The sequence below is a fragment of the Actinopolyspora lacussalsi subsp. righensis genome (assembly GCF_900116555.1).
Classification (GTDB): domain Bacteria; phylum Actinomycetota; class Actinomycetes; order Mycobacteriales; family Pseudonocardiaceae; genus Actinopolyspora; species Actinopolyspora lacussalsi.
On record NZ_FPAT01000004.1, the window covers coordinates 283,338 to 310,227 of the forward strand.

The 26,890-nt window shown below is 67.8% G+C and carries 24 protein-coding genes; 13 read left to right on the top strand and 11 right to left on the bottom strand.

Going from position 1 to position 26,890, the window contains the following annotated elements; translation table 11 throughout:
- Nucleotides 1-114: 114 nt before the first annotated feature.
- A complete protein-coding gene (locus BM394_RS09725; protein WP_092977221.1) occupies nt 115-915 on the bottom strand; it encodes a DUF427 domain-containing protein in 801 nt (266 codons plus the stop codon).
- 334 nt (nt 916-1,249) lie between these two features.
- On the opposite strand from BM394_RS09725, the gene ctaD reads away from it, so the two are divergent.
- Nucleotides 1,250-2,953, top strand: coding sequence for an aa3-type cytochrome oxidase subunit I (gene ctaD / locus BM394_RS09730; protein WP_092976926.1), 1,704 nt, complete (start codon nt 1,250-1,252; stop codon nt 2,951-2,953).
- A 45-nt stretch (nt 2,954-2,998) separates the two neighbouring features.
- Here the strand turns inward: ctaD and BM394_RS09735 are convergent, their stop codons facing one another.
- Both BM394_RS09735 and BM394_RS09740 read right to left on the bottom strand, forming a co-directional pair.
- A complete protein-coding gene (locus tag BM394_RS09735) occupies nt 2,999-3,604 on the bottom strand; it encodes a zinc finger domain-containing protein (protein ID WP_245780078.1) in 606 nt (201 codons plus the stop codon).
- Nucleotides 3,604-4,653 carry a hypothetical protein gene (locus BM394_RS09740; RefSeq protein ID WP_092976929.1) on the bottom strand — a complete coding sequence of 350 codons (1,050 nt, stop codon included), beginning with the start codon at nt 4,651-4,653 and terminating at the stop codon, nt 3,604-3,606. The genes BM394_RS09735 and BM394_RS09740 overlap by 1 nt, the downstream gene beginning before the upstream one ends.
- Before the next feature lie 404 nt (nt 4,654-5,057).
- Here BM394_RS09740 and BM394_RS09745 point away from each other — a divergent pair, with 404 nt between their 5' ends.
- Nucleotides 5,058-6,347: an MFS transporter gene (locus tag BM394_RS09745; protein WP_175530052.1), complete on the top strand. Its 1,290-nt coding sequence runs from the start codon at nt 5,058-5,060 to the stop codon at nt 6,345-6,347.
- Nucleotides 6,348-6,540: 193 nt separating this feature from the next.
- Complete coding sequence (locus tag BM394_RS09750) at nt 6,541-7,371, top strand: aldo/keto reductase (RefSeq protein WP_092976932.1); 831 nt, start codon at nt 6,541-6,543, stop codon at nt 7,369-7,371.
- Between the two features lie 278 nt (nt 7,372-7,649).
- Here the strand turns inward: BM394_RS09750 and BM394_RS09755 are convergent, their stop codons facing one another.
- Together BM394_RS09755 and BM394_RS09760 are read right to left on the bottom strand one after the other, a co-directional pair.
- Nucleotides 7,650-8,807 (bottom strand): FAD-dependent oxidoreductase, encoded by a 1,158-nt coding sequence (locus BM394_RS09755; protein WP_092976935.1) that lies wholly within the window; start codon nt 8,805-8,807, stop codon nt 7,650-7,652.
- A gap of 203 nt (nt 8,808-9,010) precedes the next feature.
- Nucleotides 9,011-9,211, bottom strand: a complete 201-nt coding sequence (locus tag BM394_RS09760) for a hypothetical protein (RefSeq protein WP_092602537.1) — start codon at nt 9,209-9,211, stop codon at nt 9,011-9,013.
- A 269-nt stretch (nt 9,212-9,480) separates the two neighbouring features.
- Here BM394_RS09760 and BM394_RS09765 point away from each other — a divergent pair, with 269 nt between their 5' ends.
- From BM394_RS09765 to BM394_RS09775, 3 genes are all read left to right on the top strand, one after another.
- On the top strand, nt 9,481-10,101 hold the full coding sequence (locus BM394_RS09765) for a YigZ family protein (protein ID WP_092976938.1): 621 nt from the start codon (nt 9,481-9,483) through the stop codon (nt 10,099-10,101).
- 160 nt (nt 10,102-10,261) lie between these two features.
- The gene (locus tag BM394_RS09770) at nt 10,262-10,468 is read left to right on the top strand and encodes a hypothetical protein (protein ID WP_092976941.1); all 207 of its coding nucleotides are present in this window, start codon (nt 10,262-10,264) and stop codon (nt 10,466-10,468) included.
- Between the two features lie 380 nt (nt 10,469-10,848).
- Nucleotides 10,849-11,790: a sporulation protein gene (locus BM394_RS09775; protein ID WP_175530037.1), complete on the top strand. Its 942-nt coding sequence runs from the start codon at nt 10,849-10,851 to the stop codon at nt 11,788-11,790.
- Between the two features lie 208 nt (nt 11,791-11,998).
- Here the strand turns inward: BM394_RS09775 and paaE are convergent, their stop codons facing one another.
- From paaE to paaZ, 6 genes are all read right to left on the bottom strand, one after another.
- Complete coding sequence (gene paaE / locus BM394_RS09780; protein WP_092976944.1) at nt 11,999-13,093, bottom strand: 1,2-phenylacetyl-CoA epoxidase subunit PaaE; 1,095 nt, start codon at nt 13,091-13,093, stop codon at nt 11,999-12,001.
- A gap of 1 nt (nt 13,094) precedes the next feature.
- A complete protein-coding gene (gene paaD, locus BM394_RS09785; RefSeq protein ID WP_092976947.1) occupies nt 13,095-13,631 on the bottom strand; it encodes a 1,2-phenylacetyl-CoA epoxidase subunit PaaD in 537 nt (178 codons plus the stop codon).
- Nucleotides 13,625-14,515, bottom strand: coding sequence for a 1,2-phenylacetyl-CoA epoxidase subunit PaaC (paaC, locus tag BM394_RS09790; protein ID WP_092976950.1), 891 nt, complete (start codon nt 14,513-14,515; stop codon nt 13,625-13,627). The genes paaD and paaC overlap by 7 nt, the downstream gene beginning before the upstream one ends.
- A 355-nt stretch (nt 14,516-14,870) precedes the next feature.
- Nucleotides 14,871-15,215, bottom strand: a complete 345-nt coding sequence (gene paaB, locus BM394_RS09795; protein WP_245780080.1) for a 1,2-phenylacetyl-CoA epoxidase subunit PaaB — start codon at nt 15,213-15,215, stop codon at nt 14,871-14,873.
- On the bottom strand, nt 15,212-16,180 hold the full coding sequence (paaA, locus tag BM394_RS09800) for a 1,2-phenylacetyl-CoA epoxidase subunit PaaA (protein ID WP_092976953.1): 969 nt from the start codon (nt 16,178-16,180) through the stop codon (nt 15,212-15,214). The genes paaB and paaA overlap by 4 nt, the downstream gene beginning before the upstream one ends.
- Before the next feature lie 111 nt (nt 16,181-16,291).
- Entirely contained in the window at nt 16,292-18,334 is a 2,043-nt protein-coding gene (gene paaZ, locus BM394_RS09805) for a phenylacetic acid degradation bifunctional protein PaaZ (protein WP_092976956.1), read from the bottom strand.
- 308 nt (nt 18,335-18,642) lie between these two features.
- On the opposite strand from paaZ, the gene paaI reads away from it, so the two are divergent.
- From paaI to BM394_RS09840, 7 genes are all read left to right on the top strand, one after another.
- Nucleotides 18,643-19,020: a hydroxyphenylacetyl-CoA thioesterase PaaI gene (paaI, locus tag BM394_RS09810; RefSeq protein WP_092977223.1), complete on the top strand. Its 378-nt coding sequence runs from the start codon at nt 18,643-18,645 to the stop codon at nt 19,018-19,020.
- 14 nt (nt 19,021-19,034) lie between these two features.
- The gene (paaK, locus tag BM394_RS09815; protein WP_092977226.1) at nt 19,035-20,384 is read left to right on the top strand and encodes a phenylacetate--CoA ligase PaaK; all 1,350 of its coding nucleotides are present in this window, start codon (nt 19,035-19,037) and stop codon (nt 20,382-20,384) included.
- A gap of 127 nt (nt 20,385-20,511) precedes the next feature.
- A complete protein-coding gene (locus BM394_RS09820; protein ID WP_092926213.1) occupies nt 20,512-21,123 on the top strand; it encodes a TetR/AcrR family transcriptional regulator in 612 nt (203 codons plus the stop codon).
- A 441-nt stretch (nt 21,124-21,564) separates the two neighbouring features.
- Nucleotides 21,565-23,241 carry an APC family permease gene (locus tag BM394_RS09825; RefSeq protein ID WP_092976959.1) on the top strand — a complete coding sequence of 559 codons (1,677 nt, stop codon included), beginning with the start codon at nt 21,565-21,567 and terminating at the stop codon, nt 23,239-23,241.
- Between the two features lie 403 nt (nt 23,242-23,644).
- Nucleotides 23,645-25,318: an APC family permease gene (locus tag BM394_RS09830; protein ID WP_092976962.1), complete on the top strand. Its 1,674-nt coding sequence runs from the start codon at nt 23,645-23,647 to the stop codon at nt 25,316-25,318.
- 306 nt (nt 25,319-25,624) lie between these two features.
- A complete protein-coding gene (locus BM394_RS09835) occupies nt 25,625-26,548 on the top strand; it encodes a diacylglycerol/lipid kinase family protein (protein WP_092977229.1) in 924 nt (307 codons plus the stop codon).
- A 126-nt stretch (nt 26,549-26,674) separates the two neighbouring features.
- A complete protein-coding gene (locus tag BM394_RS09840) occupies nt 26,675-26,866 on the top strand; it encodes a hypothetical protein (RefSeq protein ID WP_092976965.1) in 192 nt (63 codons plus the stop codon).
- Nucleotides 26,867-26,890 lie beyond the last annotated feature (24 nt).

The following is a 26,890-nucleotide window of genomic DNA, read 5'->3' on the forward strand; positions in this document are numbered from 1 at the left end:
CCGGGAGCCGGTTGGCCGGATCCCGAGGGACCCGGAACCCGAGGGACCCGGAACCCGAGGGACCCGGAACCCGAGGGACCCGGCCTCGGGGATCGGACTTCGGGAGACCGGATCTCAGGAAACCGGGGTGCCGTCCACCGTGGTCGTCACACCCTCCGCCAGGAAGCAGTACCGTCCCGCTATCCCGGCCGACTCCGGCAGCGGGTCCTCGTAGCGGAACACCGCGTCCGGCAGGTCCAGGCCCTCGCCACGCACCGAACGATAAGTGGCGGTCCCCTTGTAGGGGCAGACCGTGGTCGTGGCGCTGGTCTCCAGCAGCTCGGTGCGCACGTCCTCGGCGGGCAGGTAGAACCGGTTGGGCAGTCCCGTCTCGGACAGCAGCTTGGCCCGGCCGCTCTCGGCCAGCACCACACCGCCACTGCTCACCCGGACGTGACGTGCGGTCTCCCGGACGTCCACCCGGTGGTAGGGATCGCGGAGGTGCCCGAGCACCTCCTCTTCCTCGTCCAGCCACTGGTCCATCGCCTCCCAGCTGACGGACAGGTGCCCGGCCAGCCAGGACGCGTCCTCGACGGGATCGGGATACCGCCACACCGCGCTCTCCGCGACCCGATCGCCCACCCGCACCGAGTGGTACTCGGCATCACCCTTGAACGGGCAGTGCGTGTGCCGCGTGCTCGGTTCGAGCAACTCCGCGCGGACGTCCTCGACCGGCACGTAGAGCCGCGGCAGCAGGTTGCTCTCGTGCAACAACTTGCCCCGCGAGCTGTCCAGCACGGTCTCGCCCGCGAACCGCGCCCGCACGCGCCGCGGGAAGTCCTGCCAGAGCAGTCGGTGCGCGGGACCGTCGATGCGGTAGTTCACCGTTTCCGGCGGCCTGCTGGTGAGCGGACCGTCGCCCAGGGTCAGAGCCACTGCGATAACCTCGCCCTTCTCGGAATTCGTTTCACAACCGGTGCCCGGCCCCATGCGGAACCCGACCTCACACGAGTCCCGGACTCGCCGGAAGAGGGCCCAGCCGAGTCGAGCCACGGACCCGTTCGCCGATCCGTCGCCTCGCGTGCCCCACGGCGTGAACCAGTGGCGGGCCGCCCGTCGCTCACACACCGGTGACAACACTCCCCACTCGCAGCATGGCTCCCGGAACGCACCAACATCAACCCATCGGGTTAAGAACACGTTTTGCGAGGTGACGACAGCGGCGCAAGACTGGACGGGTTCGGCCGCCGAGCCGAGGGAGGCAGGCAGGATGGCTACGCCCGAGACACAGCCCACACCCGTCCCGACGCGCGCATCCGGCCGACAGCGGGCCAGGAAGGGTTCGGTGCTGGTCGCGCTGACCCACACCACCGATCCGAAACGAATCGGCATGCTCTACCTCGCCACGGCCTTCGCGTTCTTCCTGATCGGCGGGCTGATGGCGATGTTCATCCGCGCCGAACTCGCCGCGCCCGGTATCCAGGTGATCTCGCAGGAGCAGTACAACCAGCTGTTCACCATGCACGGCACGATCATGCTGCTGCTGTTCGCCACACCGATCCTGTTCGGGTTCGCCAACGTGATACTTCCACTGCAGATCGGCGCGCCGGATGTGGCCTTTCCCAGGCTGAACGCGCTGTCCTACTGGTTGTTCCTGTTCGGCGGGATAACCGTGATCGCGGGGTTCGTCGCCCCGGACGGCGCGGCCGACTTCGGCTGGACCGGCTACCCACCGCTGTCGGAGTTCAACGAAGGAATCGGGGGCAACCTGTGGATCACCGGGCTGATCGTCTCCGGCCTGGGCACGATCCTCGGCGCGGTCAACATGATCACTTCGGTGGTCTGCATGCGCGCGCCCGGCATGACGATGTGGCGGATGCCGATCTTCACGTGGAACATCCTGGTCACCAGCGTGCTGATCCTGATGGCGTTCCCGATCCTGACCGCCGCGCTGTTCGGGCTGCTGGCCGACCGGCACCTCGGTGCCCACGTGTTCGACCCGGCCAACGGCGGCGCGGTGCTGTGGCAGCACCTGTTCTGGTTCTTCGGTCACCCCGAGGTCTACATCGTCGCGCTGCCGTTCTTCGGGATCATCACCGAGATTCTGCCGGTGTTCTCCCGCAAGCCGCTGTTCGGCTACACCGGACTGGTGTACGCGACCTGGACCATCGGGTTCCTGTCCGTGGTCGTCTGGGCCCACCACATGTTCGTCACCGGGGCGGTGCTGCTGCCGTTCTTCTCCTTCACCACGTTCCTGATCGCGGTGCCCACCGGAATCAAGTTCTTCAACTGGATCGGCACCATGTGGCGCGGACAGCTGACCTTCGAGTCACCGATGCTGTTCAGCGTCGGCTTCCTGATCACTTTCCTGTTCGGCGGGCTGACCGGTGTGCTGCTGGCCTCCCCACCACTGGACTTCCACGTCTCGGACACCTACTTCGTGGTGGCGCACTTCCACTACGTGCTGTTCGGCACGATCGTGTTCGCGGTGTTCGCGGGCATCTACTTCTGGTTCCCCAAGATGACCGGCCGGATGATGGACGAACGGCTGGCGAAGGCGCACTTCTGGCTGACCTTCATCGGCTTCCACGCCACGTTCCTGGTGCAGCACTGGCTGGGCAACGAGGGGATGCCCCGGCGCTACGCCGACTACCTGCCGACCGACGGGTTCACCACGCTCAACGTGATCTCCAGCGCCGGGGCGTTCCTGCTGGGAGCCTCGATGCTGCCGTTCCTGTACAACGTGTTCAAGAGCTACCGGTACGGCGCGCGGGTCCACGTGGACGACCCCTGGGGGCACGGCAACTCGCTGGAGTGGGCGACCTCCTGCCCGCCGCCGCGGCACAACTTCTACGAGCTGCCCCGGATCCGCTCCAACCGGCCCGCCTTCGAACTGCACTACCCGCACATGTCGGAGCGCATGGAGCTGGAGGCCCACGTCACCGGCCCCAGGTCCGGGCGCCGCGAGGAGTGAACACTTCGAACCACGAGGCGTTTCCGCGTCCGTCGCTCCCGGTGGTCAACCGCGTTCCGGTGCCGCCTCCTCGGAATCCTGCTCCTCGCCCACCGCGCTCGGCGCCGGCATCTCCACCCCGGCTTCCTCGAAACGGGAGGGGTGCGACCTGTTGTTGGACAACGGCTGCACCTTGTTGCCGGTGCTGGAGACACAGCCCTTACCCGGCGAAGCCCGGCACACCGGACACTTGACCTGCAGCACCTGCCGCCGGGCCTTGATGTCCTGAATCGCCTCGTCGGGATCCTGCCCCTTGGCCTCCAGCAGCGCGGCGGTGGCCCGTTCCCAACCACGCAGCGACTCGGCCGCGGAGGGACGGGGCTTGGACTTGATCTCCGCGCTCTCGGCCTTCTGGATCTGCTGGTTGCGGTACTCCACCCACTCCCGGTGGATCACGCTGGTGGAAATCGACACCGAGTTCCTGCGGTAGTGCTCCACCACCACGGACTTGGCGAAGTCGGCGGGGACGTCTCCCAGCGCCGCCGCCCACGACTCCGCGGTCAGATCGGCCTTGCCCTGCTGCTGCTCGGTCTTGGGGTAGGCGAACCCCTCGAACGACCTGTCGTAACTCGCGGCGAGTTGGAACAGTTCGGGGAGTTCGTAGGTTTCCATCAGGCTTCCTCCTCGTCCTGCGGGCCGTCGATGTCGATGACCGAGCCGTTCTCGGGTTGGTCGTGCTCGACCTTCTCTCGCATCCGCCGCTTGTTCTGGGCGGCGACGTAGTGCGCCTGCCTGGGCAGGTCGAAGGCTCGACGCCCGAAGGCCGGTTCCGGCAGACAGTCGGGGCACTTGCGCAGCTTCCCGTCGCTCTGCTCGATGTAACCGCTGTCGCACCCGGCATTACCACAGTGCCCCGGCAGGGGGCGGGTGGACGCGCCGACCGCCTTCTCCTTGGACTCCGGCAGTGAGAGGTGCCGTGGTCGCGGGCTCGCACGCTCGGCCGGTGGTTCCTTGGCCACGGCGGTGTTCGGCGAGGAGCCGTCGTAGACGTCCCGCGCCGAACGCTGCAGCGCTTCCCCGTAGCACTCGGAGAACCTGCTCGGCGAGGTCTTCTTGTCGCGCCAGATGTTGAGCGCCGCGATGAGGTCTCCGGTGTTGGCCAGCGGCGACATCTCGCGCTTGGCCCTGATCTCGCCCGCCAGTCGCTCCAGGATCCGGTCGGGTATCGGGTTCTTCTGCTGCTCGGCCCACTGCCGAACCAGGGTTTCCGTGTTCATGGTGTTGCCGGACCCGCCGTTCGAGCCGGCCCCGCCGCCGGAACCCGACCCGTTGCTGGCACCCGACCCGTTGTTGGAGCCGGAACCCGTGTTCGCCGTCGAGGGGCGTTCGGTTTCCCGCGAGGCCGTCGACCTGGCCACCGGGGCCGTGGCCTCCTTCGCCAACGTGGTCCGTTCGGCGGGGGCGACGGCACGGGCGTGCAGGGTCCACTGCACCCCGGCCTCCGCCGAGGAACCGGTCAACCAGCCGTAGCGCTCCAGCTCGGCGATCATCTCGATGGGATCCGAGGCCCCCGCGGAGGCCAGGTCACTCAACCGCACCCGCCCCTTGGCCTGGATGAGTGTGAAGGCCGCTCTGGCCTGCAGGCTCATGGAGTTGTCCTGAGCCAGTTCGGCCGGGACCGCTATCCACCCGTCCCAGCCGGCAGACAGCGCACCATCCATCGAACGACTCCTCCATCGGTGTCACACGCCGTGCCCGGACAAGGCTATACCGCCCGACGGCGCACCCGGACAGCGTGCGCCGCCCCCGCGCGGAACCGCCGAGCCGGTCACGTGGGCGTCGTTTCGGGAGGGTCGCGGACACACCGGGTGGCCCGCCTGCTCTTTTCGGGTGGAACCACCGTCGCCCCGAAGTGGCGCCTTTCATAATCGATGCAGGAACAGACCCCGCGAACTGTAACGTTGTGCGGTGCGGGTCGCTTGAACAGGCGCCACCCGATCGGGCAACGAAGCCCACGCATCAATCGACCGTTCCCGAACTCTTGACCGTCCGCGAAGCCGGAACACCGGTTCGCGTCCACCGGAAACTTGACGGCGTGTCCGCGCTACACCGCAAGGAGAAAGCGTTGCCTGTTGCCCTGTTGGCACTCGCCATCGCGGCATTCGGAATCGGTACCACGGAATTCGTGATGATGGGGTTGCTGCCCGAGGTCGCCACCGACATGAACGTGTCGATCTCGGCCGCGGGCGGCTACATCTCGCTGTACGCACTGGGGGTCGTCATCGGTGCACCGCTGCTGACGATCGCGGGGATGCGCGTACGCAGAAAAACCATGCTGCTGAGCATGCTGGGGTTGTTCATCGCGGGCAACCTGCTGTCCGCGATCGCGCCGACACACGAATCGCTGCTGGCGGCCCGGTTCGTGGCGGGGCTGCCGCACGGCACGTTCTTCGGCATCGGTGCCGTCGTGGCCGCGAGCCTGGTGAGCCGGGACAAGCGCGGCCGGGCGATCTCGATGATGTTCGTGGGGCTGACCGTGGCCAACATCGTCGGCGTTCCGGTGGGCACGCTGCTCGGCCAGGCGATCGACTGGCGCTGGACCTTCGGACTGGTGGCGCTGATCGGAGCGGTGGCGCTGGCCGCGGTGAGCGCGCTGGTCCCGCGCCAGGCCAAACCGACCGAGGTCAGCGTGCGGGGCGAGCTGTCGGCCTTCCGGCGCCCGCAGGTGTGGCTGGCCTTCGCGGTGGTGGTGTTCGGCTTCGCGGCCACGTTCTCGTTCTACAGCTACATCAAGCCGCTGCTCGTCCAGGTGAGCGGCTACACGCCGCTGGCCGCCACCGTGCTGCTCGCGCTGTTCGGCACCGGCATGACCCTGGGCACCGTGATCGGCGGGAGGCTGGCGGACCGCTCCCCGATGCGTACGCTCTACGTTTTCCTGACCGCGCTGGCCGTGGTCCTGACGATGTTCACCTTCACCGCGCACAACACGGTGCTGGTGGCGGTCAACGTGTTCCTGGTCGGCGTCACCGGTTTCGCCGCCATCCCGAGCATCCAGGCCAGGATCCTGGACCAGGCCAAGGAGGCGCCCTCGCTGGGCTCGGCCAGCATCCAGTCCACTTTCAACATCGCCAACTCCCTGGGCGCCTACCTGGGCGGGCTGGTCATCGCCGCCGGATTCGGCCTGATCTCGCCGAGCTGGGTCGGAGCGGTGCTGGCCCTGGTGGGGCTGGGCTTCGCGGTGCTCTCCGGCAGGCTCGACCGTCGTGGTTCCGGGAACGGCTCCGGCGACGACGATCGTTCCGGTAGCAGGGATCGTTCCGGTGGCAGGATCCGCTCCGGTGGCTCAGGTACCGCCACCGGAGAAACAGCGGGAGTGGCGGACTCGACGAGTTCGAGGGCCGCGCACGCGCACTGATCCGAGGGCACCTCGCCGGGTGCCGAGGCCGCGCCTGGCGAGTCCGCCCCGCTCGTGATGCAATCTCCCCGGTCGGGAATGCTTGATCGATTCCACTGGTTGCACGGAACGGCGTGCTTCCCCTGAAAAGGGGATAAGACGCCGTCCGATTGGTGGCCGTGTTACGAGTCGACATTCGTGAAGGGAACACCAGATGAGCCAGGTTCCGAACATCACGCTCAACACCGGCGCGAAGATGCCGCAGCTGGGTTTCGGCGTCTTCCAGATCCCCTCCGAGGAGGTCGTGGAGCCGGTCAGGGCCGCCCTGGAAGCGGGCTATCGCAGTATCGACACCGCGGCCGTCTACGGCAACGAGGAAGGCGTCGGCAAGGCGATCGCGGAGTCGGGCATCCCGCGTGAGGAACTGTTCGTCACCACCAAGCTGTGGAACGACAGGCAGGGCTACGACGAGACGTTCCGCGCGTTCGACGAGAGCCTCAACAAGCTGGGGCTGGACTACGTGGATCTCTACCTGATCCACTGGCCGATGCCCGGTCAGGACACCTACGTGCAGACCTGGCAAGCGTTCGAGAAGCTCCACTCCGAGGGCAGGGCCAAGTCCGTCGGGGTGTCGAACTTCCACACCGCGCACCTGCGCAGGCTGTTCGAGGAGACCAACGTGGTCCCCGCGGTGAACCAGATCGAGCTGCACCCCAACCTGCCCCAGGCCGAGCTGCGGGCGTTCCACGCCGAGCACGGCATCGCCACCGAGGCGTGGAGCCCGATCGGGCAGGGCAAGGGTCTGCTGGAGGACTCCCGGCTGCGAGGACTGGCCGAGAAGTACGGCAAGTCCCCGGCACAGGTGGTGCTGCGCTGGCACATCCAGCTGGGCAACGTGACCATCCCGAAGTCCGCCACGCCGTCGCGCGTTCGGGAGAACCTCGAACTGTTCGACTTCGAGCTCAGCGAGGACGACATGAAGTCCATCGGCGAGCTGGACAACGGTGGTCGGGTCGGGCCCAACCCGGACGTCTTCGGCGCGTGACCGAGCGGTGAGCCGCCGCTCACCCTGGTTGAGGCGCTGCCGCCGTGGGAGGCACCCGGTGTGCCTCCCACGCCACTTCGACGCGGGCCGAGCTCCCACCGCTCCCACCGCTCCCACCGCTCTCGCAGCCCACGCTGCCGCGGGTTCTCCGGTGCGGCTCTCGCGAGGACGGCCCCGACGTTGTGTAGTACCTACCCGATGTCGGGGCACCCGCAGCGAGAGCCGTGCCGGAGGTTCCGCCAATCGACCGTCCACGCGACCCACGCGGCCGACAACGATCAGGCGACGCCTACGGAGACCGTGGGTGGGGTAAGACCGCGGAGTATGTTGCTGCCGGAGCGCAGCGAGATCACCTGGCTGCGAGTGGCGATCCAGCGCGGAAACTTGCCGATGCGCTGCAGCGGGGTTCGACGCTGCGCCGAGGTCAGCGCCGCCGTGCGCGAAACCTTGGCGACCCGGGGCCTGCGCTGCTGCTCGTAGTCCCGCAACATCGGTTCGGGGTGTCTTCCTTCGTCATGGGCGAGTGAGCAGGAGAGCAACCAGGCGTCCTCCATCGTCTGGTTGGCGGCCTGCGCCACAGCAGGCGGCATCGCGTGCGCCGCGTCACCGATCAGGGTGGTTCGCGGCCCACCCCAGACCTTCGGCACCTGATGCCGGATGTGCGGGAAGAACCCCAGGTCCTCATCGGACACCGATGCCAGCAGCTCCTCGACGGGTTCCGGCCAGCCGGTGAAAACGGACCGCAGATCCGCCACGGTCAACTCGGCCTGGTCGTCCCGCCACGGCATGTCGAACCACCAGTGCAGCAGCCCTTCACCCGCCGGTATGAGCCCACAGTGGCCGTCACGTCCCGCGATGTTGAGCGTCTGGTACCCGTAGGCGATCGGTAGATCGCTGCGGGTCAGACCCTGCCAGCTCGCCCAGCCGGTCGGCCGCGCCGGTTCGCCCCCCAGCACCGTGCGGCGCACCATCGAGCGCTGCCCGTCCGCTCCGACGACGACATCACCGGTTTCCGAGCTGCCGTCGGCGAAGTCGGCCACGGCGTGATCGGCGAACTCCCGGACACCGACGCACCGCTTACCGAACCGGAAGATGTCGCTCGGCAGCGCTTCGGCCATGCGATACAGCAGCTCCCGCCGAGGGATCTCGACAGTGGGAGATCCGAGGCGTTCCGTCACCTCGTCCAGATCCGCTTCCCAGAGCAGCCTGCCGGTCGCGGTCATCGCACGCAGACTGTGCAGCTGGCGTCCGACGCCTTGCAGCGGGATCCCCAGTCCGCGCAACGCGGCGGTTCCGTTGCTCCACACCGTGACCCCGGCACCGCCGTCCCGAAGTCGCTCGGCGTGCTCGTAGATCCTTACCCGGTGACCGTTGTCGAGCAGGCCCTTGGCCACGGCGAGTCCTCCCAAGCCTCCCCCGATGACCAGAACCCGCATGTCTCCGTCCGTTTCGTCACCGGCGCCCCACGTGCGGGAGCGCGACCAGCAGAACCGTCCTCGCTACAACGCTGCACCTCGGGTGCATTTTATCCGGAACTCGACCGGAACGGGACTTACGATTACTCACATCGGGATCATCCGTTGACCAGCACGATCATCGACCGAAAGCCCCGGCACGCGCGGGCCGACCATTACCGCGGTCAGGCCGCGCGTTCGAGGAAGCGGCCCGCGACCAGGCCGGGCTCCTCGTCTCCGTCGAAACGGACCCACAGCACGGGACCGTCGAAGACGTCCGGCAGACCGGTCGCGGCCTCGACCACGGTTCCCGTCTGATCCTGAAAACGGCCGAAGGAAGCGCGCACCCTCGTGCCTGGTTCCAACGGACTCGATGACTGCTCCATGAGAGTGGACGGTACGTGCCCGGCTGGCGGCACGAAAAATCACTCCCACCGGTATCCACCCACGAAAGCGTGTGCAGGTGCTATCAACGCCGGTTACCGGGCGTGCCCGAGATCACATCGGTTTTCGGGTGAGCGTTGTCACCACCGCCGTCGGGGCCGGAGCCACCGTGCGGAGTCGGTTCGCCACTGCTGGAGCTCACGGTGACGCCCCGCACGACGCTTCGGGCGCGGGAGGGCCCCACCGCCCCGTTTCCGGTAGGAAGGAGGGCATGCGCACGATCCGACAGGCGGGTTCGGCAGAGCTCGTGGCGAAGAAGTCCCGCTTTCTGTGCGTGCTGCGACGCGTCGATTCCGAGTCGCGGGCACGGGAGTTCGTGGCGCGATGCCGCAAGGAGCACCCGGACGCCAGGCACCACTGCTACGCCTACGTGGTGGGCGACGACGCCGAGGTGCAGAAGTCCAACGACGACGGGGAACCGTCCGGAACCGCCGGGATGCCGATCCTGCGGGCGCTGCACCACAACGAGCTGACCAACACCGCGGCCGTGGTGGTGCGCTATTTCGGCGGCGTACTGCTGGGGTCGGGGGGCCTGATCCGCGCGTACGGCACGGCCACCGGCCGAGCACTGGAAGAGGTCGGGCTGGTCCGGCGGGAGCCCGCCCGGGTGGTTTCGATCGCCGTGGATCACTCCACCGCTGGAAGGCTGGACAACGAGCTGCGCGCTGCCGGGTACGAACCCGCGGACACGCGTTACGGGGCTCTCGTGGAGTTCGACGTGGCGGTGCCGGAACCGGACACCACCGCCTTCGAGCGCTGGATCGACGAAGCGGCGGGCGGCAACGCCCGCGTCAGCCCTGGGGAACGAACCTTCCTGGAAGTGGCGGAGTGACGATCCCCGCGACTTCCGGGAGAGCATAGCGAAAACCCCATATCGGGCGAAAGCACCAGTGAGAAGATCAACATTGCCGTGTTCACCCGGCTTCGCTGCGTGATAAGCACACACATGAGGGGAGTTGGCACACGCGACACGACGCGCCGAAAGGAACCGGATGACCGACATCGAAGACAAGCTCGTCAAGGCTTACGAGGGCAAGCCGCTCAGCGAGCTTCCCGATGCTCCCGTGGCGGCACTGCAGGGAGTCAGCGAAAGCGACGCCGAACAGCTGGAGCAGGCCTTCGGCATCCGCACGATCAGGGACCTGGGCAACAACAAGTACTTCCGCTGGGCGCAGGCGATCAACCAGCTCGCCGAGTGATTCGGAGTTCACCGGACTCCACTGTCGCGAACACTGTGAACAGTGTCGCGGCGACACGGGGCTCCCGGCGTGTCCGGGAGTCCCGTTCGGGTGCTCAGTTGTCCCCCGCCATGCTCACCGGGAGCCGGCTCGGCGCGGAGTCTTCGAAGCGCGTTCGCACTCAACCCCGCGCGGCGATTTCGCGCGAAATCGACAGTCGGCCCGCCGTCGGCGACTCCGGACTTACGGGACTTTCCAGTCAAGATGCGGTAACGATCGAACCGGGCAACGCCAACACGGAAACCATATCGGCGGCAGCATCGTCGCACGGGTGAAGAGCACGTGGCACCCCCCGAACCGGCGGGAGTCGCGGAAACGGTCGGCGATGAAGGGATCGCGCGGTGTTCAAACGCATGTTGCAGGCAGTGGGAATCGGTGGCCCCTCGGTGGACACAGTGCTGCGGGGGGAGGCTTGCCAACCGGGCGGTCAGGTCGCGGGGGAGGTCCGCATCGGAGGAGCGAGCGGGACCGCCGAGATCCAGCGGATCGACCTGATCCTGGTGGCCGAGGTGGAAACCTCCGACGACCGCAAGGGGGCGATGGAGTTCCAGCGTCACACGGTGAGCGGGGAGTTCACGCTGGAGGCCGAGCAGTACTCCACGATTCCGTTCGAACTGCCGCTGCCGTGGGAACTACCGATCACGGCACTGCGCGGCCAGCCACTGCACGGCATGCGGCTCGGCGTTCGCACCGAGGTCGCGGTGGCCAAGGCGGTGGACACCGGCGACATGGACCCGCTGCACGTCGAACCACTGCCATCGCAGCAGCCGGTGATCGAGGCACTGCTGAACATGGGCGCACCGCTGAAAAGCGCCGATGTCGAGCACGGAGTGCTGCACGGCATCGCACAGCAGTACCCCTTCTACCAGGAGATCGAGTTCTTCGCGCCGCCGCAGTTCGCGGGCGGTATCAACGAGATCGAGCTGACCTTCGTGGCACGTCCCGACAGCCTGGACGTGGTGCTGGAGGCGGACAAGCGGGGTGGCCTGTTCACGTCCGGTGGCGACGTGCTGGGGCGCATCCACCGTAGCCATGAGGAAGCGCTGCACACCGACTGGACCTCCGAGATCCAGAACTGGTTGCAGGCGGTGTCGCGGTCCTCGGGCGGCTTCTTCGGCGGTGGGCACGGTCACCACGGTCATGGTTCGAAGCACTCCGGTTCCGGCCTGGGCGGTGCGGTCGCCGGTGGAGTGGCGGGCGCCGCGGCAGGCGTTCTCGGCGGCATGATGCTCGGCGAGGTGCTGGAGGGAGAGGAAGAGGAGGGGGAAGACGAGGAAGGCTGATCTCTCCCGCTCCGTATCCGGTGCTTCCGGGCCGGTTCCGAAGAACTAGCGTGGCGCGGGGACGGTGTTCGTGGACAGCCACCCAGCGCTGACCGGTCGGACGCGCTACCCGAACCGGTTCGGGTCGTTGCCGTGGGGCGGTCGGAGGGATGCATTCGGCCGCCCCGCTCGTACATTTCGCGAGAAATCGACGCCCCGGGAAGAGAGCTCAGACGTCGTAGTCCACCGCGACCTCCTCGGTGACCGGGATCGACTGGCAGGTGAGCACGAACCCTGACTCCACCTCGGAGTCCTCCAGCGCGAAATTGCGGCGCATCCGCACCTGTCCCTCGGTGATCCTGGCACGACAGGTGCCGCAGACCCCGCCCTTGCAGGCGAACGGCAGATCCGAACGAACCCGCTGGGCCGCGTCGAGCACCGGGGTGTCGGTGGGCAGCGCGACCTCGGTGGTGCGACCGTCCAGCGTCACCCGTCCCCGGCTCACCTCGCCCTCGTAGTCGCCCTCCTCGTGCCGCACCGGCTCGGGAGGAACGTCGTCGACGTAGAACAGCTCGCGGTGCACCCGCTCACCCGGCACACCGAGTTCGGCCAGCACCGCCCCGGCGTCCTCGACCATGCCGTACGGGCCGCACAACCACCACTGTTCCGAACCGTCGAGCGGCACCAGCGTGCCCAGCAGGCCGCGCAGCCGCTCGGCGTCCAACCGCCCGCTGACCAGTTCGGACTCGCGGGGTTCCCTGGAGAGCACGTGCACCAGTTCGAAGCGGCTCGGATGACGATCCTTGAGGTCGGCGAGCTCGTCGGCGAACATCACGGTGTCGCTGCGCCGGTTGCCGTAGATCACCGTGACCGCCGAATCCGTCTCGGCCAGCAGCGTGGCCGCGACGGACAGCACCGGGGTGATCCCCGACCCCGCCGCGATCAGCACGTGCCTGCCCCCGACCGTCAGATCCGGGGTGAACCGTCCGGTGGGCGGCATCACCTCGATCTCGTCACCGACCTCGATCCCCCCGGTCAACCACCCGGAGAACAACCCCTCCGGCACCAGCCGCACCCCGATGCGGGGCGGGGTTCCCCGCGCGGAGCAGATCGAGTAGGAACGCCGGTGCTCACCGTCGTCCTCGCGCCGCCGCAGGGTCAGCGACTGGCCGGGCAGGAAGTCGAACTCTGCGGCCAGCTCCGAGGGGACGTCGAGAGTCACCGCGACCGCGTCGTCGCACAACCGCTCGACCTCGGCCACCCGGAGGGTGTGGAAGGAGTTTTCCGCGCGGCGCCTCGGCGCGGTAGCTGTCGGGGTGGACACGTCAGATCTCCTTGAAGTACTCGAAGGGCTCCCTGCAGTCCAGGCAGCGATACAACGCCTTGCACGCGGTGGCGCTGAACTCGGAGGTCCGTTCGGTGGCGGTGGAATCACATCGCGGGCAGCGGATCTCCCGTCGCGGCGGTTCCAGCGTCAGCGGAACCGGCCCGCCACCGGTATCGCGCGCGGCCGGAGCGTTCGACCGCTCGTCCGGTGGGTGTATGCCGTGTTCGGCGAGTTCGCGCCTGCCGCGCTCGGTGATCCACGAACTGCTCCACGGCGGGGAGAGCTCGGTGCGGATCCGCACGTCGGTGTAGCCCGCCTCGGTCAGCCTGCGGTGCAGATCGGTACGCATCTCGGTCAGCGCCGGGCAGCCGGAGTAGGTGGGCGTGATCGTGACGACCACGCCGCCGGTACCGGTGACGGTCACCTCGCGCAGCACCCCGAGATCGGCGAGGGTGAGCATGGGAAGTTCCGGATCGGTCACCGACTCCGCGACCTCGGCGGCCACGGTCCGATCGCGTTCGGTACGGGTCACCATGTCGCCTCCGGATCAGCGCGCGCCAGACTCTGCATCTCCGCGAGCAGGTAGCCGAAGTGTTCGGTGTGGACGCCGTCGCGGCCCGCGAGGCCGCCGACCGAGCCCACCCGGTTCACCTCGGGCAGCCGCAGCAGCGCCTGCTCGGCGACCTGGGCCAGCACGCCGTCGAACTCCTCCCGCAGCTCGGTGCTGTCCACGGCCACTCCCGCCGCGGCCAGTCGCCGCTCCACGGCGTGCCCGGTGAACAGTTCGTCGACCAGTGGCAGCACGTCGGCGAACCCGCTCCGCAGCCGCTCGGCGGAGTAGTCTGTGCCGTCACCGAGCCGGACGGCCCAGCGTGCGGCGTACTCGCGGTGGTAGGTGACCTCCTTGACCGCTTTCGCGGCGATCGCGGAGAGCACCGGATCCGACGAGCCGACCAGCCGGTTGAGCAGCGCCAACCGCCAGGTGGACAACACCAGCAGCGCGGCTGTGGTCCTGCCGAAGTCACCGCCGGGCAGCTCGACCAGCCGCACGTTGCGGAACTCCGGTTCGGACCGGAAGTAGGCCAGCGCGTCCTCGTCACGGCCGAGGCCCTCGACCGAACCCGCCCGGGAGAGCAGCATCCTCGCCTGCCCGAGCAGGTCCAGGGCGATGTTGGCCAGCGCCACCTCGTCCTCCAGCTCGTGAGCGCACGTCACCCACTCGGTGAGCCGTTGCGAGAGGATCAGCGCGTCGTCGCCGAGCATCAGGCAGTAGGCCGCGAGGTCGGCGGTGTCCACACCGGCGGGCACCGTGGTGTCCACTCCGGACAGCGGATCGTCGAATCCGGTGCCGAACGCCCAGCGCGCGTCCCCCTCGGGATGTGTCTCGGCGATTGCCTCGTAGGCGTTGTCGAACGACATGGGGAATTACCTCACCGGTTGCGAATGTGGCCGCCGAACCGCTGCGGCACGACTTGTCGAGTGCGGGGACTCCACGACAGGTTCCGCCACCGGACCACCCCGGTAGCTCGACGGTTCGGGCGTCCCCGCAGTCCCGTTGTTGACCCGGGTGCTCAGCCCTGCCAAGCCGGGCAACCGTGCTGCGCGGAACTCCCACCACGCCCGCGGTCGGCACCGCCGCGGGTTCTCCGGTGCGGCTCTCGTGAGGAAGGCCCGACGTTGTGTAGTACCTACCCGATGTCGGGCCTCCCGGAGCGAGAGCCGTGCCAGAGGTTCCGCCAAGCAACCACCCAGGCAAGCCGTGCTGTGCGGAATTCTAAATATGTGGGACATCGTCGGGAATCTCGTAGAACGTGGGGTGCCGATAGACCTTGTCCCCGTTCGGTGCGAAGAACGGGTCCTTCTCGTCCGGGCTGGAGGCGGTGATGTCGGCCGCGCGCACCACCCAGATGCTCACGCCCTCGTTGCGCCGGGTGTAGAGGTTGCGCGCGTTGTGCAGCGCCATCTCCTCGTCGGCGGCGTGCAGCGAACCCACGTGCACGTGGTTGAGCCCCCGCTTTCCCCTGACGAAGACCTCGAACAGCGGCCATGCCGTGCTGGGCCGTTCCACCTCGCCCGTCGCGTCCCGGCCGTTCTCGCCGGTTCCGGATGGTGTGCTCATACCGCGGCCCTCCCGCGTTCCGCCTGCTTCGCCGCGTGCGCCACCGCTGCCTCTCGTACCCAGGAGCCGCCCTCGTGCGCGGCGCGCCGCCGTTCGACGCGTTGCGTGTTGCACGGCCCCTCGCCTGCCAACACCCGGTGGAACTCCTCCCAGTCCGGTTCGGAGAAGTCGTAGTGCTCGCGCTCGGCGTTGTAGCTCAGCCCGGAGTCGGGCAGCGTGACTCCCAGCGCATCCGCCTGCGGCACGGTCATGTCCACGAACTTCTGCCGCAGCTGGTCGTTGGTGTGCCGCTTGATTCCCCAGGCCATCGACTGCTGAGTGTTGGGCGAGTCCCCGTCCGGCGGCCCGAACATCATCAGCGAGGGCCACCACCAGCGGTCGACGGCGTCCCGCACGTCCCGCCGCTGCCGCTCGGAACCGTTCATCATGGTCAGCAGCAGTTCGTAGCCCTGCCGCTGGTGGAAGGACTCCTCCTTGCAGATGCGGATCATCGCCCGGGCGTAGGGCCCGTAGGAGCACCGGCACAGCGGCACCTGGTTCACGATCGCGGCTCCGTCCACCAGCCAACCGATCACCCCGATGTCGGCGAAGGTCAGCGCCGGGTAGTTGAAGATGGAGGAGTACTTCTGGCGTCGTGCGACGAGTTTCTCGGTCAGGTCGGAACGCTCGACGCCGAGCGTCTCGGCCGCCGAGTACAGGTAGAGCCCGTGCCCGGCCTCGTCCTGCACCTTGGCGAGCAGGATCGCCTTGCGGCGCAGGCTCGGAGCGCGGGTCAGCCAGTTGCCCTCCGGCTGCATTCCGATGATCTCGGAGTGCGCGTGCTGGGCGATCTGGCGCACCAGGGTCTTGCGGTAGCCCTCGGGCATCCAGTCCCTCGGCTCGACGCGCTGGTCGTGCTCGACGGTCGCCTCGAACCGCTCGTATAACCGCTCCTCGTCGGTGACAGTGGCTTCATCGGTGCTCACGCCACTCACCTCCTCCCCGAATTCTTCCGTTTCGCGCTGCCGGGACGCTCGCTCGGCGGAACCTCCCGGGGGCTCTCACCCCGGCGGGCCCCGCGTCCGTTGGACGATGCCTCATTCCGATGGGTTCTCCTTCGCCACGAGCGTGAGGACGTCGTACTTGGCGACGGACTCACCGTCCTGGTTGGTCACGTCCGCGTCCCAGCGCACCTCGCCGTAGTCGGCGTTGTGCCGGGGTGTGATGCGCTTGGCGGTCAGCGTGACCGTGATCTCGTCGCCCGGGTAGGTGGGAGTCAGGAAGCGCAGGTTCTCCAGGCCGTAGTTGGCCAGCACCGGCCCGGACTCGGGAGCGACGAACAACCCCGCGGCGAACGAGACGACGAGGTAACCGTGCGCCACCAGCCCCCCGAAGAACGGGTTGGCGGCGGCAGCCTCCTCGTCGGTGTGCGCGTAGAACTCGTCCCCGGTGAACTCGGCGAAGCGCCGCACGTCCTCCCGGGTGACGGTGCGGGGCCCGCCGACCACGCTGTCCCCGACGCGCAACCGCTCCAGGTGCTTGCGGAACGGGTGAACCGCCGTGGTCTCGCGGGCGCTGCCCGGCATCCACTGCCGGGTCAGCGAGGTGAGGGTGTCCGGGTCCGCCTGCACGGCGGTGCGCTGCATGTGGTGCAGCACGCCGCGCAACCCGGCCATCTCCTCGCCACCACCGGCCCGGCCGGGACCGCCGTGCGCCAGCTGCGGCAGCGGTGAACCGTGACCGGTGGACTCCGCGGAATCGTGGCGGTTGAGCACGAGCATCCGACCGTGCTGGGAGGCGGCACCGGTCACGACCGTGCGGACGAAGTCGGGGTCGGCGGAGACGACCGAACCGACCAGGCTGCCGTGGCCACGACGTGCCAGCTCCACGGCGTGCTCGGCGTCGCGGTAGGGCATGATCGTGCTCACCGGGCCGAACGCCTCCACCTCGTGCGGCTGCGGCAGCTCGGGATCGTCGCAGCGCAGCAGCATGGGCGGCACGAAGGCGCCCTGCTCGTAGTCGGCGTCGACGAGTTCGAACGGCGTGTTCGGGTCCCCGTGCACCAGTCGGCACGACTCCAACAACGCCTTCAGCGAGCGGCGGACCTCCTCGCGCTGTTCCGGATCCGCCAGCGCCCCCATGTCGACCTCGCCGGAGGAGGGGTCGCCGACTTTGATGTCGGCGAGTCGCCGCCGAACGGCCTCGGTCACCTCGTCGGCGAGCTCCGCCGGGACGAACGCCCTGCGAACGGCGGTGCACTTCTGGCCCGCCTTGACGGTCATCTCGGTGACCAGCTCGCGCACGAACAGCTCGAACTCCGGGCTGTCCGGGGTGGCGTCCGGTCCGAGTATCGAGCAGTTCAGCGAGTCGGCCTCGGCGTTGAACCGCACGCCGCGCCGCACCACGTTGTCGTGCGCGCGGAGGCGCCGTGCCGTGGCGGCCGAGCCGGTGAACGAGAGCGTGTCCTGCTCCGTCAGGTGGTCGAGCAGATCGCCGGGATCGCCGCACAGCAGCTGGACCGATCCCTCCGGCAGGATGCCGGACTCGACGATCAGCTCCACCAGGCGGTGTGTCAGGTAGGCGGTCTGCGGAGCTGGTTTGATCAGGGTCGGCATCCCGGCGACGAACGCGGGGGCGAGCTTCTCCAGCGGTCCCCAGACCGGGAAGTTGAACGCGTTGATCTGCACCGCCACCCCTCGCAGCGGGGTGGCGATGTGCTGACCGAGGAAGGTCCCCTGCTTGCTCAGCGGTTCCGTGGCACCGTCCACGTAGACGGTGTCGTCGGGCATCTCGCGCCTGCCCTTGCTGGAGTAGCTGAACAGCACGCCGATGCCGCCGTCGATGTCGAACTTGGAGTCGCCCTTGGTGGCGCCGGTCCGGGCCGAGAGCGAGTAGAGCTCGTGGCGGTGTTCGCGCAGGTGGGAGGCCAACGTCTTGAGCAGCGCGGCCCGCTGGTGGAAGGTGAGCTCGCGCAACGCGGGACCGACGCTCTCCCTGCCGTAGGCGAGCGCGGCGGCGGGGTCCAGCCCGGAGGTGGAGATCCGCGCGACCTCCTGCCCGGTCGCGGCGTCGTGCAACGGCGTTCCGGCCGCGTCGGGTCGCTGCCACCGTCCCGCGAGGTAGCTGCGCAATGGCTCCATCGTCGCGATCTCCCTGGGTTAGTCCGCCTGCTGTCCGAGTGCCCGTACCGCCCGTCGTGGCGCGGTCGGGCAACCGAGTTCGCTTATTACTGACCAATCGGTCGGTAAAGCATTGTGACGCAGAACAAGCTCGTGCACAATCACCTGACCGACAGTTGCCCACGAAAAAACCATCGAAGACCGGCAGCGCGGCGCGCGAGGTAACCACGGCGACCCCGGGTAGGCAACCGACTGTTCGGTCAGTATTCCGAGGTGGTGAAACCGATTTGGACGCCGAGCACCCGCCGATAGCCGCTCCCACCGCGGCCATGTTCGACGAGGACCACGCCTCGAAAGCGCTCGGCATAGAGCTGCTCGAAGCCTCGGAGGGGCACGCACACGTGCGGATGCGCGTGACCCCGGAAATGGTCAACGGGCACGCCATCGCCCACGGCGGTTACGTGTTCCTGCTGGCGGACACGGCCTTCGCCTGTGCCTGCAACAGCCACGGACCGATCACCGTCGCCGCGAGCGCGCAGATCACGTTCCTGGCTCCCGCGCACGAGGGAGAGCTGCTGCACGCCAGGGCGGTCGAACGCCACACCAGGGGACGCAGCGGCATCTACGACACCACGGTGTTCCGCGACGACGCCGACGGGGAAACCATCGCCGAGTTCCGCGGGCACAGCCGCAGCATCAAGAGTTGAAGGGATCCACGACCATGACCGAACTCGCCGCGCACACCGAACCGGCCCCCTCCGGCACCCCACCCCACGACACCTCGGCGGCCGAACCGGACGCCGCGGAACACGCGAGCCGCGCCGAGCTGGCCGAACTGCAACTGCGACGGCTCCGCGAAACCCTGCGGCACGCCTACGAGAACGTGCCCTGCTACCGGAGGAAGTTCGACGAGGCCGGGGTGCGGCCCGAGGACTGCGAGAGCCTCGCCGACCTGGCGAAGTTCCCCACGACCACCAAGAACGACCTGCGGGAGAACTACCCGTTCGGCATGTTCGCGGTCGGGCAGGACCAGCTGCGGCGGGTGCACGCCTCCAGCGGCACCACCGGCACCCCCACCGTGGTCGGCTACACCCAGCGGGACCTGGACACCTGGGCCGATGTGGTCGCGCGATCCATCAGGGCCGCGGGCGGCCGACCCGGCCAGAAGGTGCACGTGGCCTACGGCTACGGGCTGTTCACCGGCGGGCTCGGCGCGCACTACGGCGCCGAACGGCTCGGCTGCACCGTGATCCCCGCCTCCGGGGGGATGACCGAGCGGCAGGTGAAGCTCATCCACGACCTCGAACCCGAGATCATCATGATCACGCCCTCCTACATGCTCACGCTGCTCGACGAGTTCCGCAGGCAGGGCCTCGACCCCAGGAGGAGCTCACTGCGGATCGGAATCTTCGGCGCCGAACCCTGGACGGCCGAGATGCGCCGCGAGATCGAGGAAGCTGCCGGGATCGACGCGGTGGACATCTACGGACTCTCCGAGGTGATGGGCCCCGGCGTGGCGAACGAGTGCGTGACCACCAAGGACGGCCCGCACATCTGGGAGGACCACTTCTACCCGGAGATCATCGACCCGGTCACCGAGGAGCCGCTGCCCGACGGCGAGCACGGCGAACTGGCGTTCACCTCGCTGACCAAGGAGGCCATGCCGGTGATCCGGTACCGCACCCGGGACCTGACCAGGCTGCTGCCCGGCACCGCACGACCGGGGATGCGCAGGATGGAGAAGATCACCGGACGCAGCGACGACATGATCATCCTGCGCGGCGTGAACGTCTTCCCCAGCCAGATCGAGGAACTCGTGCTGCGGCAGGACGGCCTCTCGCCGCACTTCCAGCTCGAACTCACCCGACAGGGACGACTCGACGAGCTCCGCGTCCGCATCGAGGCGGACGAGACCACCACCGACGCACAGCGTTCGGAGGCGCCGGGCGCGCTGACCGCGGCGATCAAGGACGCGGTAGGGGTGAGCGCTGGCGTGGAGATCGTCGAGCCCGACACGCTGCCGCGTTCGGTCGGCAAACTGCGCCGGATCGTCGATCTGCGCGAGAGCTGATCGAACCGTCCCGACCGGATCGCCCGGGAAATCCTCGCCGGAGGCGGCGATACCCGGTGGACACCATCCCCGGGGCCGCGCGGGCCGGTGACCGCGCTCCCCGGCTGATACTGCGAGACTGAAGACCATGGCGGGTGCGGCTACGAACAACGGTGCGGGGCGGGGCAGACCGGGCTACGACCTCGATTCACTGCTGCGCACCGCCGTCAAGGTCTTCCACGAGCGCGGCTACGACGGCACGAGCATGGAGGACCTGGCCAAACGGCTCGGCATCACCAAATCGGCCATCTACTACCACGTCTCCAGCAAGCAGGAACTGCTGCGGATGAGCGTGGACCGGGCGCTGGACGCGCTGTTCGCGGTGCTGGACGAGCCCGAGTCGCTGGAAGGGCCCGCCATCGACCGGCTGCACCACGTGGTGCGGCGCAGCGTCGAGGTGCTGGTCGACGAGCTGCCGTTCGTGACCCTGCTGCTGCGGGTACGCGGCAACAGCAAGGTGGAACGCCAGGCACTCGCCCGGCGCCGGGAGTTCGACCACCTGGTGGGCGAGCTCGTCGCCGAGGCGGAGCGGGCGGGCAGTCTGCGGCTGGACCTGGACCCGGCACTGACCAGCAGGCTGCTGTTCGGGATGGTGAACTCGGTGATCGAGTGGTACCGCCCCAGGCAGGGGTTGACCAAGGAGGAGATCGCCGAGGCGGTGACCACGATCGCCTTCGAGGGGCTCAAACGTCACGAATGACTACTGCGCACGACATGGGTTGCGTGGCGGTGCGGGTGGCGGAACCTCCGGGGGCGCCTCGCTGCGGGTGCCCCGACATCGGGTAGGTACTACACAACGTCGGGGCCGTCCTCGCGAGGCACTCCCCGGAGAACCCGCGGCGGTGCCGGTTACGAGGGTGCTCGGAGTTCGGCTGTCGACCCCGGTGGCTCCGCGATTTCGCGAGAAATCGACGCCCACCCCGCCCGAGCCGTGCTGCCGCACCGCCGCACCAGCCCGGCGATTTCGCGAGAAATCGACACCGCCGGGCCACGCGGCGGAGCGGACGGCGGGACTGGATCGGCCCCCGCTGCGCGGACCGTGTTCGGGCCGCAGGCGTGTTCGTGTTGCCGAACTCCCGTCTCTGCCTGAGAGTGCTATGGGAACACCGAAGTGATCCCTATCACTCGAATGGGGCCGATTATGGGCACACCGGCTGGTTCACCGACCCGTGCCACAGTGCAGCTCGATCACGGGGTACGCAGGGATGTGAACCGGATCAGCCTGCTGTTCACCGGGGTCGGCGCGATCATCGGTTCCGGGTGGCTGTTCGGCGCCCTCTACGCCTCCCAGATCGCCGGTCCGGCAGCGATCCTGTCCTGGATCATCGGCGCGATCATGGTGCTGTTCATCGGCTTCGTCTACGCCGAGCTGTCGGTGATGTTCCCGGTCGTCGGCGGGATCATCCGCTTCCCGCACTACTCCTTCGGCTCCTTCGCGAGTTACAGCGCGGGCTGGATCAGCTGGCTGGCCGCCGCCGCGGTCACCCCCATCGAGGTACTGGCCACCATGCAGTACGCCTACCCATACGCGGGCTGGTTGATGACTCCGGTGGAGGGAGAGTACCTGGTCAGCGGCTACGGCTGGCTGATCGCGATAGCGCTGATGGCGCTGTACAGCACGATCAACGCGTTGGGCGTCGGTGTGTTCGCCCGACTGAACAACATACTGGTGTGGTGGAAGCTCGCGGTGATCGTGCTGGTCATCGTGGTTTTCTTCGCCGTGTCGTTCAATCCCGGCAACCTCACCGAATTCGGCGGGTTCACCCCGGAGGGCGCCGGGACCATCTTCACCGCCATCCCGGCGGCCGGGGTGGCGTTCTCCTACCTGGGGTTCCGCAACGGTGTCGAGTTCGCGGGCGAGACCGACAACCCGCAGCGCAACGTGCCGTTCGCCCTGATCGGCTCGGTAGTGATCACCGCGATCATCTACGTACTGCTACAGATCGCCTTCGTCACCGGACTGCCCCAGGAGCTGCTCGGCGATGGTTGGGGCGAGCTGACCTTCGTCGAGAGCGCGGGACCGCTCGCCGGACTGGCGTTGGTGCTCGGCGTGGTCTGGATGGCCTGGCTGCTGCGAGTGGACGCGATCGTCTCCCCCGCCGACACCGGGCTGATCTACGCGGGTGTGACCACCAGGCTCTCCTACGCCAACGCCCGCAACGACAACGCACCGCAAGCACTCACCAGACTGAACCGACGGGGCGTCCCCTGGATCTCGGTGCTGCTGATGTTCGTGGTCGGGTGCTTCTTCTTCCTTCCCTTCCCGGCGTGGTCGAAGTTCATCGGCTTCATCACCTCGGCCTTCGCCGTCTCCTTCGCGCCGGGCTGCCTGGTGGTCGGCGCCATGCGCCGCCAACTGCCCGACCAGGACCGCCCCTTCCGGCTCCCCGGCGGGGACACGATTCCGCTGCTGGCGTTCTTCTCGTCCAATCTGCTGGTGTTCTGGTCCACCTGGTCCATCAACGAGAAGATGCTCATCGGGTTGCTGGTCGGCTACGTGGTGTTCGTGATCTACCACGTGACCACCAAGCACGACACGCCGCCGATCGACTTCAAGGCCGGCTCCTGGTTCCCCGTGTGGCTGGCCGGGATGCTGGCGCTGAGCTACTTCGGGGAGGTCACCCCGAACCAGCCCGCCGATGCGGGATTGGTGTTGCAGGGCGGTGACGGCCCGATAGGCGTGGGGCTCGGCGCGTTGATCATCGTGGTGTGGAGCGTGCTGATCTACTACTACGCCATGGCGGTGCGCCTGCCCTCCCGGCGGGTGGCTTCCTACGTCGAGAAAACCCCCACCGACGCCCCCAACACGGCGGGCTGACCGGAGCTCACTTCCCGCCCGGGGTCGAGTCACTGCCGCGTTTCGACCCCCGCCGCGGCTGCCACACGGCCGTTTCGAGGAGACCTACCGCCGGTACCACCGCTCCCATACCGCGGGAACCGCGACCGCGCGGAGCACGTAAACAGGCACACGAGGTCTTCCCGCATAGTGGGAGCTTGCCGGTCAGCGCGCTCCTGATCTTCGCGCGATTCTGATCACACGTAAAACCACGAATCGCCCGAGATGCGACACGATCGCACGGTCTACGCACTGTTTCGTACACAAAATGTTACTTATTTGCGCGACAGGTTAACCGTTTCGTGTTGACGAGACCGCCCGAATCCTAGAGAGTCCACGCTCAAAGTAGTTATCGACCTCACAAAGGTACGGAAAGGGCGAATAGATGGCGACACCAACTGCGCCACCGACGCAGGCCAAGGTGCAGCTCGATCACGGGGTCCGCAGGGATGTGAACCGGATCAGCCTGCTGTTCACCGGGGTCGGCGCGATCATCGGTTCCGGGTGGCTGTTCGGCGCCCTCTACGCTTCACAGATCGCCGGTCCGGCAGCGATCCTGTCCTGGATCATCGGCGCGATCATGATCATGCTGATCGGGTTCGTCTACGCCGAGCTGTCGGTGATGTTCCCGGTCGTCGGCGGAATCATCCGCTTCCCGCACTACTCCTTCGGCTCCTTCGCCAGCTTCAGTTCCGGTTGGATCAGCTGGCTGGCCGCCGCCGCGGTCACCCCCATCGAGGTACTGGCCACCATGCAGTACGCGTATCCCTACGCGAGCTGGCTCATGGTCGAGTCCGACGGCGAGTACCTGGTCAACGGAGCGGGATGGTTCGTGGCCATCGGGCTCATGGCGCTGTACAGCGCCATCAACGTGCTCGGCGTCCGGCTGTTCGCCTACCTGAACAACATACTGGTGTGGTGGAAGCTCGCGGTGATCGTGCTGGTCATCGTCGTGCTGTTCGCCGCCGAGTTCAACCCGGGCAACCTCACCAACTTCGGCGGCTTCATGCCCAGCGGGGCGGGGGCCATCTTCACCGCCATCCCGGCGGCGGGTATCGCCTTCTCCTACCTGGGCTTCCGCAACGGTGTCGAGTTCGCGGGCGAGACCGACAACCCGCAGCGCAACGTGCCGTTCGCCCTGATCGGCTCGGTAGTGATCACCGCGATCATCTACGTACTGCTGCAGATCTCCTTCATCACGGGGCTGCCGGAACGGCTGTTGGGCAGCGGCTGGGAGAACCTCGAGTTCGCCGAGAACGCCGGTCCGCTGGCCGGGCTGGCGCTGACGCTGGGCGTGGCGTGGATGGCGTTCCTGCTGCGCGTCGACGCCGTGATCTCCCCGGCCGACACCGGGCTGATCTACGCGGGTGTGACCACCAGGCTCTCCTACGCCAACGCCCGCAACGACAACGCACCGCAGGTGCTGACCAAGCTCAACCGGCAGGGCGTGCCGTGGGTGTCCATCCTGCTGATGTTCGTGGTCGGGTGCTTCTTCTTCCTGCCCTTCCCGGCGTGGTCGAAGTTCATCGGCTTCATCAGCTCCGCCTTCGCCGTCTCCTTCGCGCCGGGTTGCCTGGTGGTGGGTGCGCTGCGCAGGCAGCTGCCCGACCAGGACCGCCCCTTCCGGCTCCCCGGCGGGGACCTGATCCCGGTGCTGGCGTTCATCGCCTCCGGCCTGCTGGTGTTCTGGTCGGGTTGGTCGATCAACGAGAAGATGCTCATCGGCCTGCTGGTCGGCTACGTGGTGTTCGTGATCTACCACGTCACCACCAAGCACGACACGCCGCCGATCGACTTCAAGGCCGGCTCCTGGTTCCCGATCTGGCTCGCCGGACTGATGGTCTTCAGCTACTTCGGGGAGATGGACGCCAACGCCGAGGCGGCAGCCAGTCTGCTCAACGGTGGCGACGGATTCCTCGGCATCGGCACGGGCTCGCTCGTGGTCGCGGTGTGGAGCGTGGCGATGTACTTCTACGCGATAGCGGTACGACTGCCCGCGCGGCGCGCCGCCGCCTACATCGAGAAAACGCCGACCGACGCGCCCACGACAGCGGGCTGAGGCGTCGCCGACCGAGTTCGGACCGCAAGGTCCGGAAACGGCGAGATCACAACCGGGGCGGGACCGCGTGGTCCCGCCCCGTTCTCGTTCCGGTGAGTTCCCGCGCACGTGCCTCCGGTCGCCGCACGCGTGCCTCCGGTCGCCGCACGCGTGCCTCCGCTCGTGGGCGACACGGGATCCGCCGGTGGAGTAGCGCACACCACACACCGACGAAGCATCACGACACCCCGCATACACTTCGGGTGGTAAGCCCCTCGGGGTGTAGGCCCTTCGGAATGTAGGCGCAGCAGGCAGACGGGAGCAGTGGTGTCCACCAGCGGCGGATTGAACCGGGTTGCGGTCGTGGTCAACACGCTGTCCCGGACCGGAAGCATCGCTTACACGCAGGCCGTGCGGAGCCTGACGGAACTGGGAGTCCCGTTGGGTATCACCTATCCGCTCCGGGACCCGGCGCGGCTGGTGGAGACGGTACGGGCCGCCATCGACGACGAGCACGACTTCGTGATCATCGGTGGTGGTGACGGCACGATCAGCTCGGTGGTCGACGTGCTCGCCCACACAGGTGTTCCGATGGGACTGCTGCCGCTGGGCACGGCGAACGATTTCGCCCGCACCCTGGAGATCCCGACCGAGATCGAGAAAGCGTGCGAGACCATCGCACGAGGCAAGATCGTCGACATCGACCTCGGACTGTGCGGCAACAACTACTACGCGAACCGGGCCTCGGTCGGTATCGGCTCGAACGTCGCCACCGCCATGTCCCCCAAGCTGAAGAAGCTCGTGGGCTCACTGGCCTATCCGGTGGCATCGGCTCGGGGTTTCATGCGACACCGGCCGTTCCCCGCACGGCTCACCTTCCCCGACGGGGATCACCCGACGAAGGAGTTCAACAGCCTGCTGCAGGTCTCCGTGGCCAACGGTCGCTACTTCGGCGGGGGCCAGCTCGCCGTGTTCGACTCCGGCATCGACGACAGTACGCTGGACGTGACGGTGATCAAACACGGCAACATCCGCGAGCTGGCCACTGTGGCACGGAACTTCAAGAGCACGAAGCTGCTGGAAACCGATCAGGCGGAGCACATCCGCACCAGGCGAATGCGGCTGGAGACGACTCCGAACATGCCGATCAACATCGACGGTGAACTCGTCGCGGGAACTCCGAGGGACTTCTCGGTGGCTCGGAACGCACTGCACGTGGTCGTGCCGCAGGACTGGGTGGACGGTGGGTGAGGACGGGCGAGTCGCACGGGCCCGAAAGCAACCGGTTACGACGTTCCGGAACCGCGTTCGGTCCGCACGACCACACGCCGTACTCCCGCCCCACGACATACCGGTGAGGAACAACCGCCGTTGACGATGTGGAACTACAGCAACGCCCCGCGATGCACGGTGTGCGCACACCGCGCGATCATCACCAAACAGCAGGCACAGACCCTGGTCAACTCCACCGAGGGCAGGTTGGTCGCCTACCAGTGCCCGATCGAGTTGTCGAGCTGGCACGTCTGGGCACCGGAGTTCGAACGGGCCGACCAAGGTGGGTCCGAATAGGACCCCCGCCGCGCGGAGGTCGAT

Coding starts and splice junctions, on each gene's coding strand:
- paaC (WP_092976950.1), bottom strand. CDS start 14,515: ATGTCGTTCGACAACGCCTACGAGGCAATCGCCGAGACACATCCCGAG.
- BM394_RS09735 (WP_245780078.1), bottom strand. CDS start 3,604: ATGGAAACCTACGAACTCCCCGAACTGTTCCAACTCGCCGCGAGTTAC.
- paaD (WP_092976947.1), bottom strand. CDS start 13,631: ATGGTGACCCGTACCGAACGCGATCGGACCGTGGCCGCCGAGGTCGCG.
- BM394_RS09840 (WP_092976965.1), top strand. CDS start 26,675: ATGTGGAACTACAGCAACGCCCCGCGATGCACGGTGTGCGCACACCGC.
- BM394_RS09760 (WP_092602537.1), bottom strand. CDS start 9,211: ATGGAGCAGTCATCGAGTCCGTTGGAACCAGGCACGAGGGTGCGCGCT.
- BM394_RS09820 (WP_092926213.1), top strand. CDS start 20,512: ATGGCGGGTGCGGCTACGAACAACGGTGCGGGGCGGGGCAGACCGGGC.
- BM394_RS09740 (WP_092976929.1), bottom strand. CDS start 4,653: ATGGATGGTGCGCTGTCTGCCGGCTGGGACGGGTGGATAGCGGTCCCG.
- BM394_RS09765 (WP_092976938.1), top strand. CDS start 9,481: ATGCGCACGATCCGACAGGCGGGTTCGGCAGAGCTCGTGGCGAAGAAG.
- BM394_RS09825 (WP_092976959.1), top strand. CDS start 21,565: ATGGGCACACCGGCTGGTTCACCGACCCGTGCCACAGTGCAGCTCGAT.
- paaI (WP_092977223.1), top strand. CDS start 18,643: ATGTTCGACGAGGACCACGCCTCGAAAGCGCTCGGCATAGAGCTGCTC.
- BM394_RS09750 (WP_092976932.1), top strand. CDS start 6,541: ATGAGCCAGGTTCCGAACATCACGCTCAACACCGGCGCGAAGATGCCG.
- BM394_RS09770 (WP_092976941.1), top strand. CDS start 10,262: ATGACCGACATCGAAGACAAGCTCGTCAAGGCTTACGAGGGCAAGCCG.
- paaK (WP_092977226.1), top strand. CDS start 19,035: ATGACCGAACTCGCCGCGCACACCGAACCGGCCCCCTCCGGCACCCCA.
- BM394_RS09755 (WP_092976935.1), bottom strand. CDS start 8,807: ATGCGGGTTCTGGTCATCGGGGGAGGCTTGGGAGGACTCGCCGTGGCC.
- ctaD (WP_092976926.1), top strand. CDS start 1,250: ATGGCTACGCCCGAGACACAGCCCACACCCGTCCCGACGCGCGCATCC.
- BM394_RS09830 (WP_092976962.1), top strand. CDS start 23,645: ATGGCGACACCAACTGCGCCACCGACGCAGGCCAAGGTGCAGCTCGAT.
- paaZ (WP_092976956.1), bottom strand. CDS start 18,334: ATGGAGCCATTGCGCAGCTACCTCGCGGGACGGTGGCAGCGACCCGAC.
- paaB (WP_245780080.1), bottom strand. CDS start 15,215: ATGAGCACACCATCCGGAACCGGCGAGAACGGCCGGGACGCGACGGGC.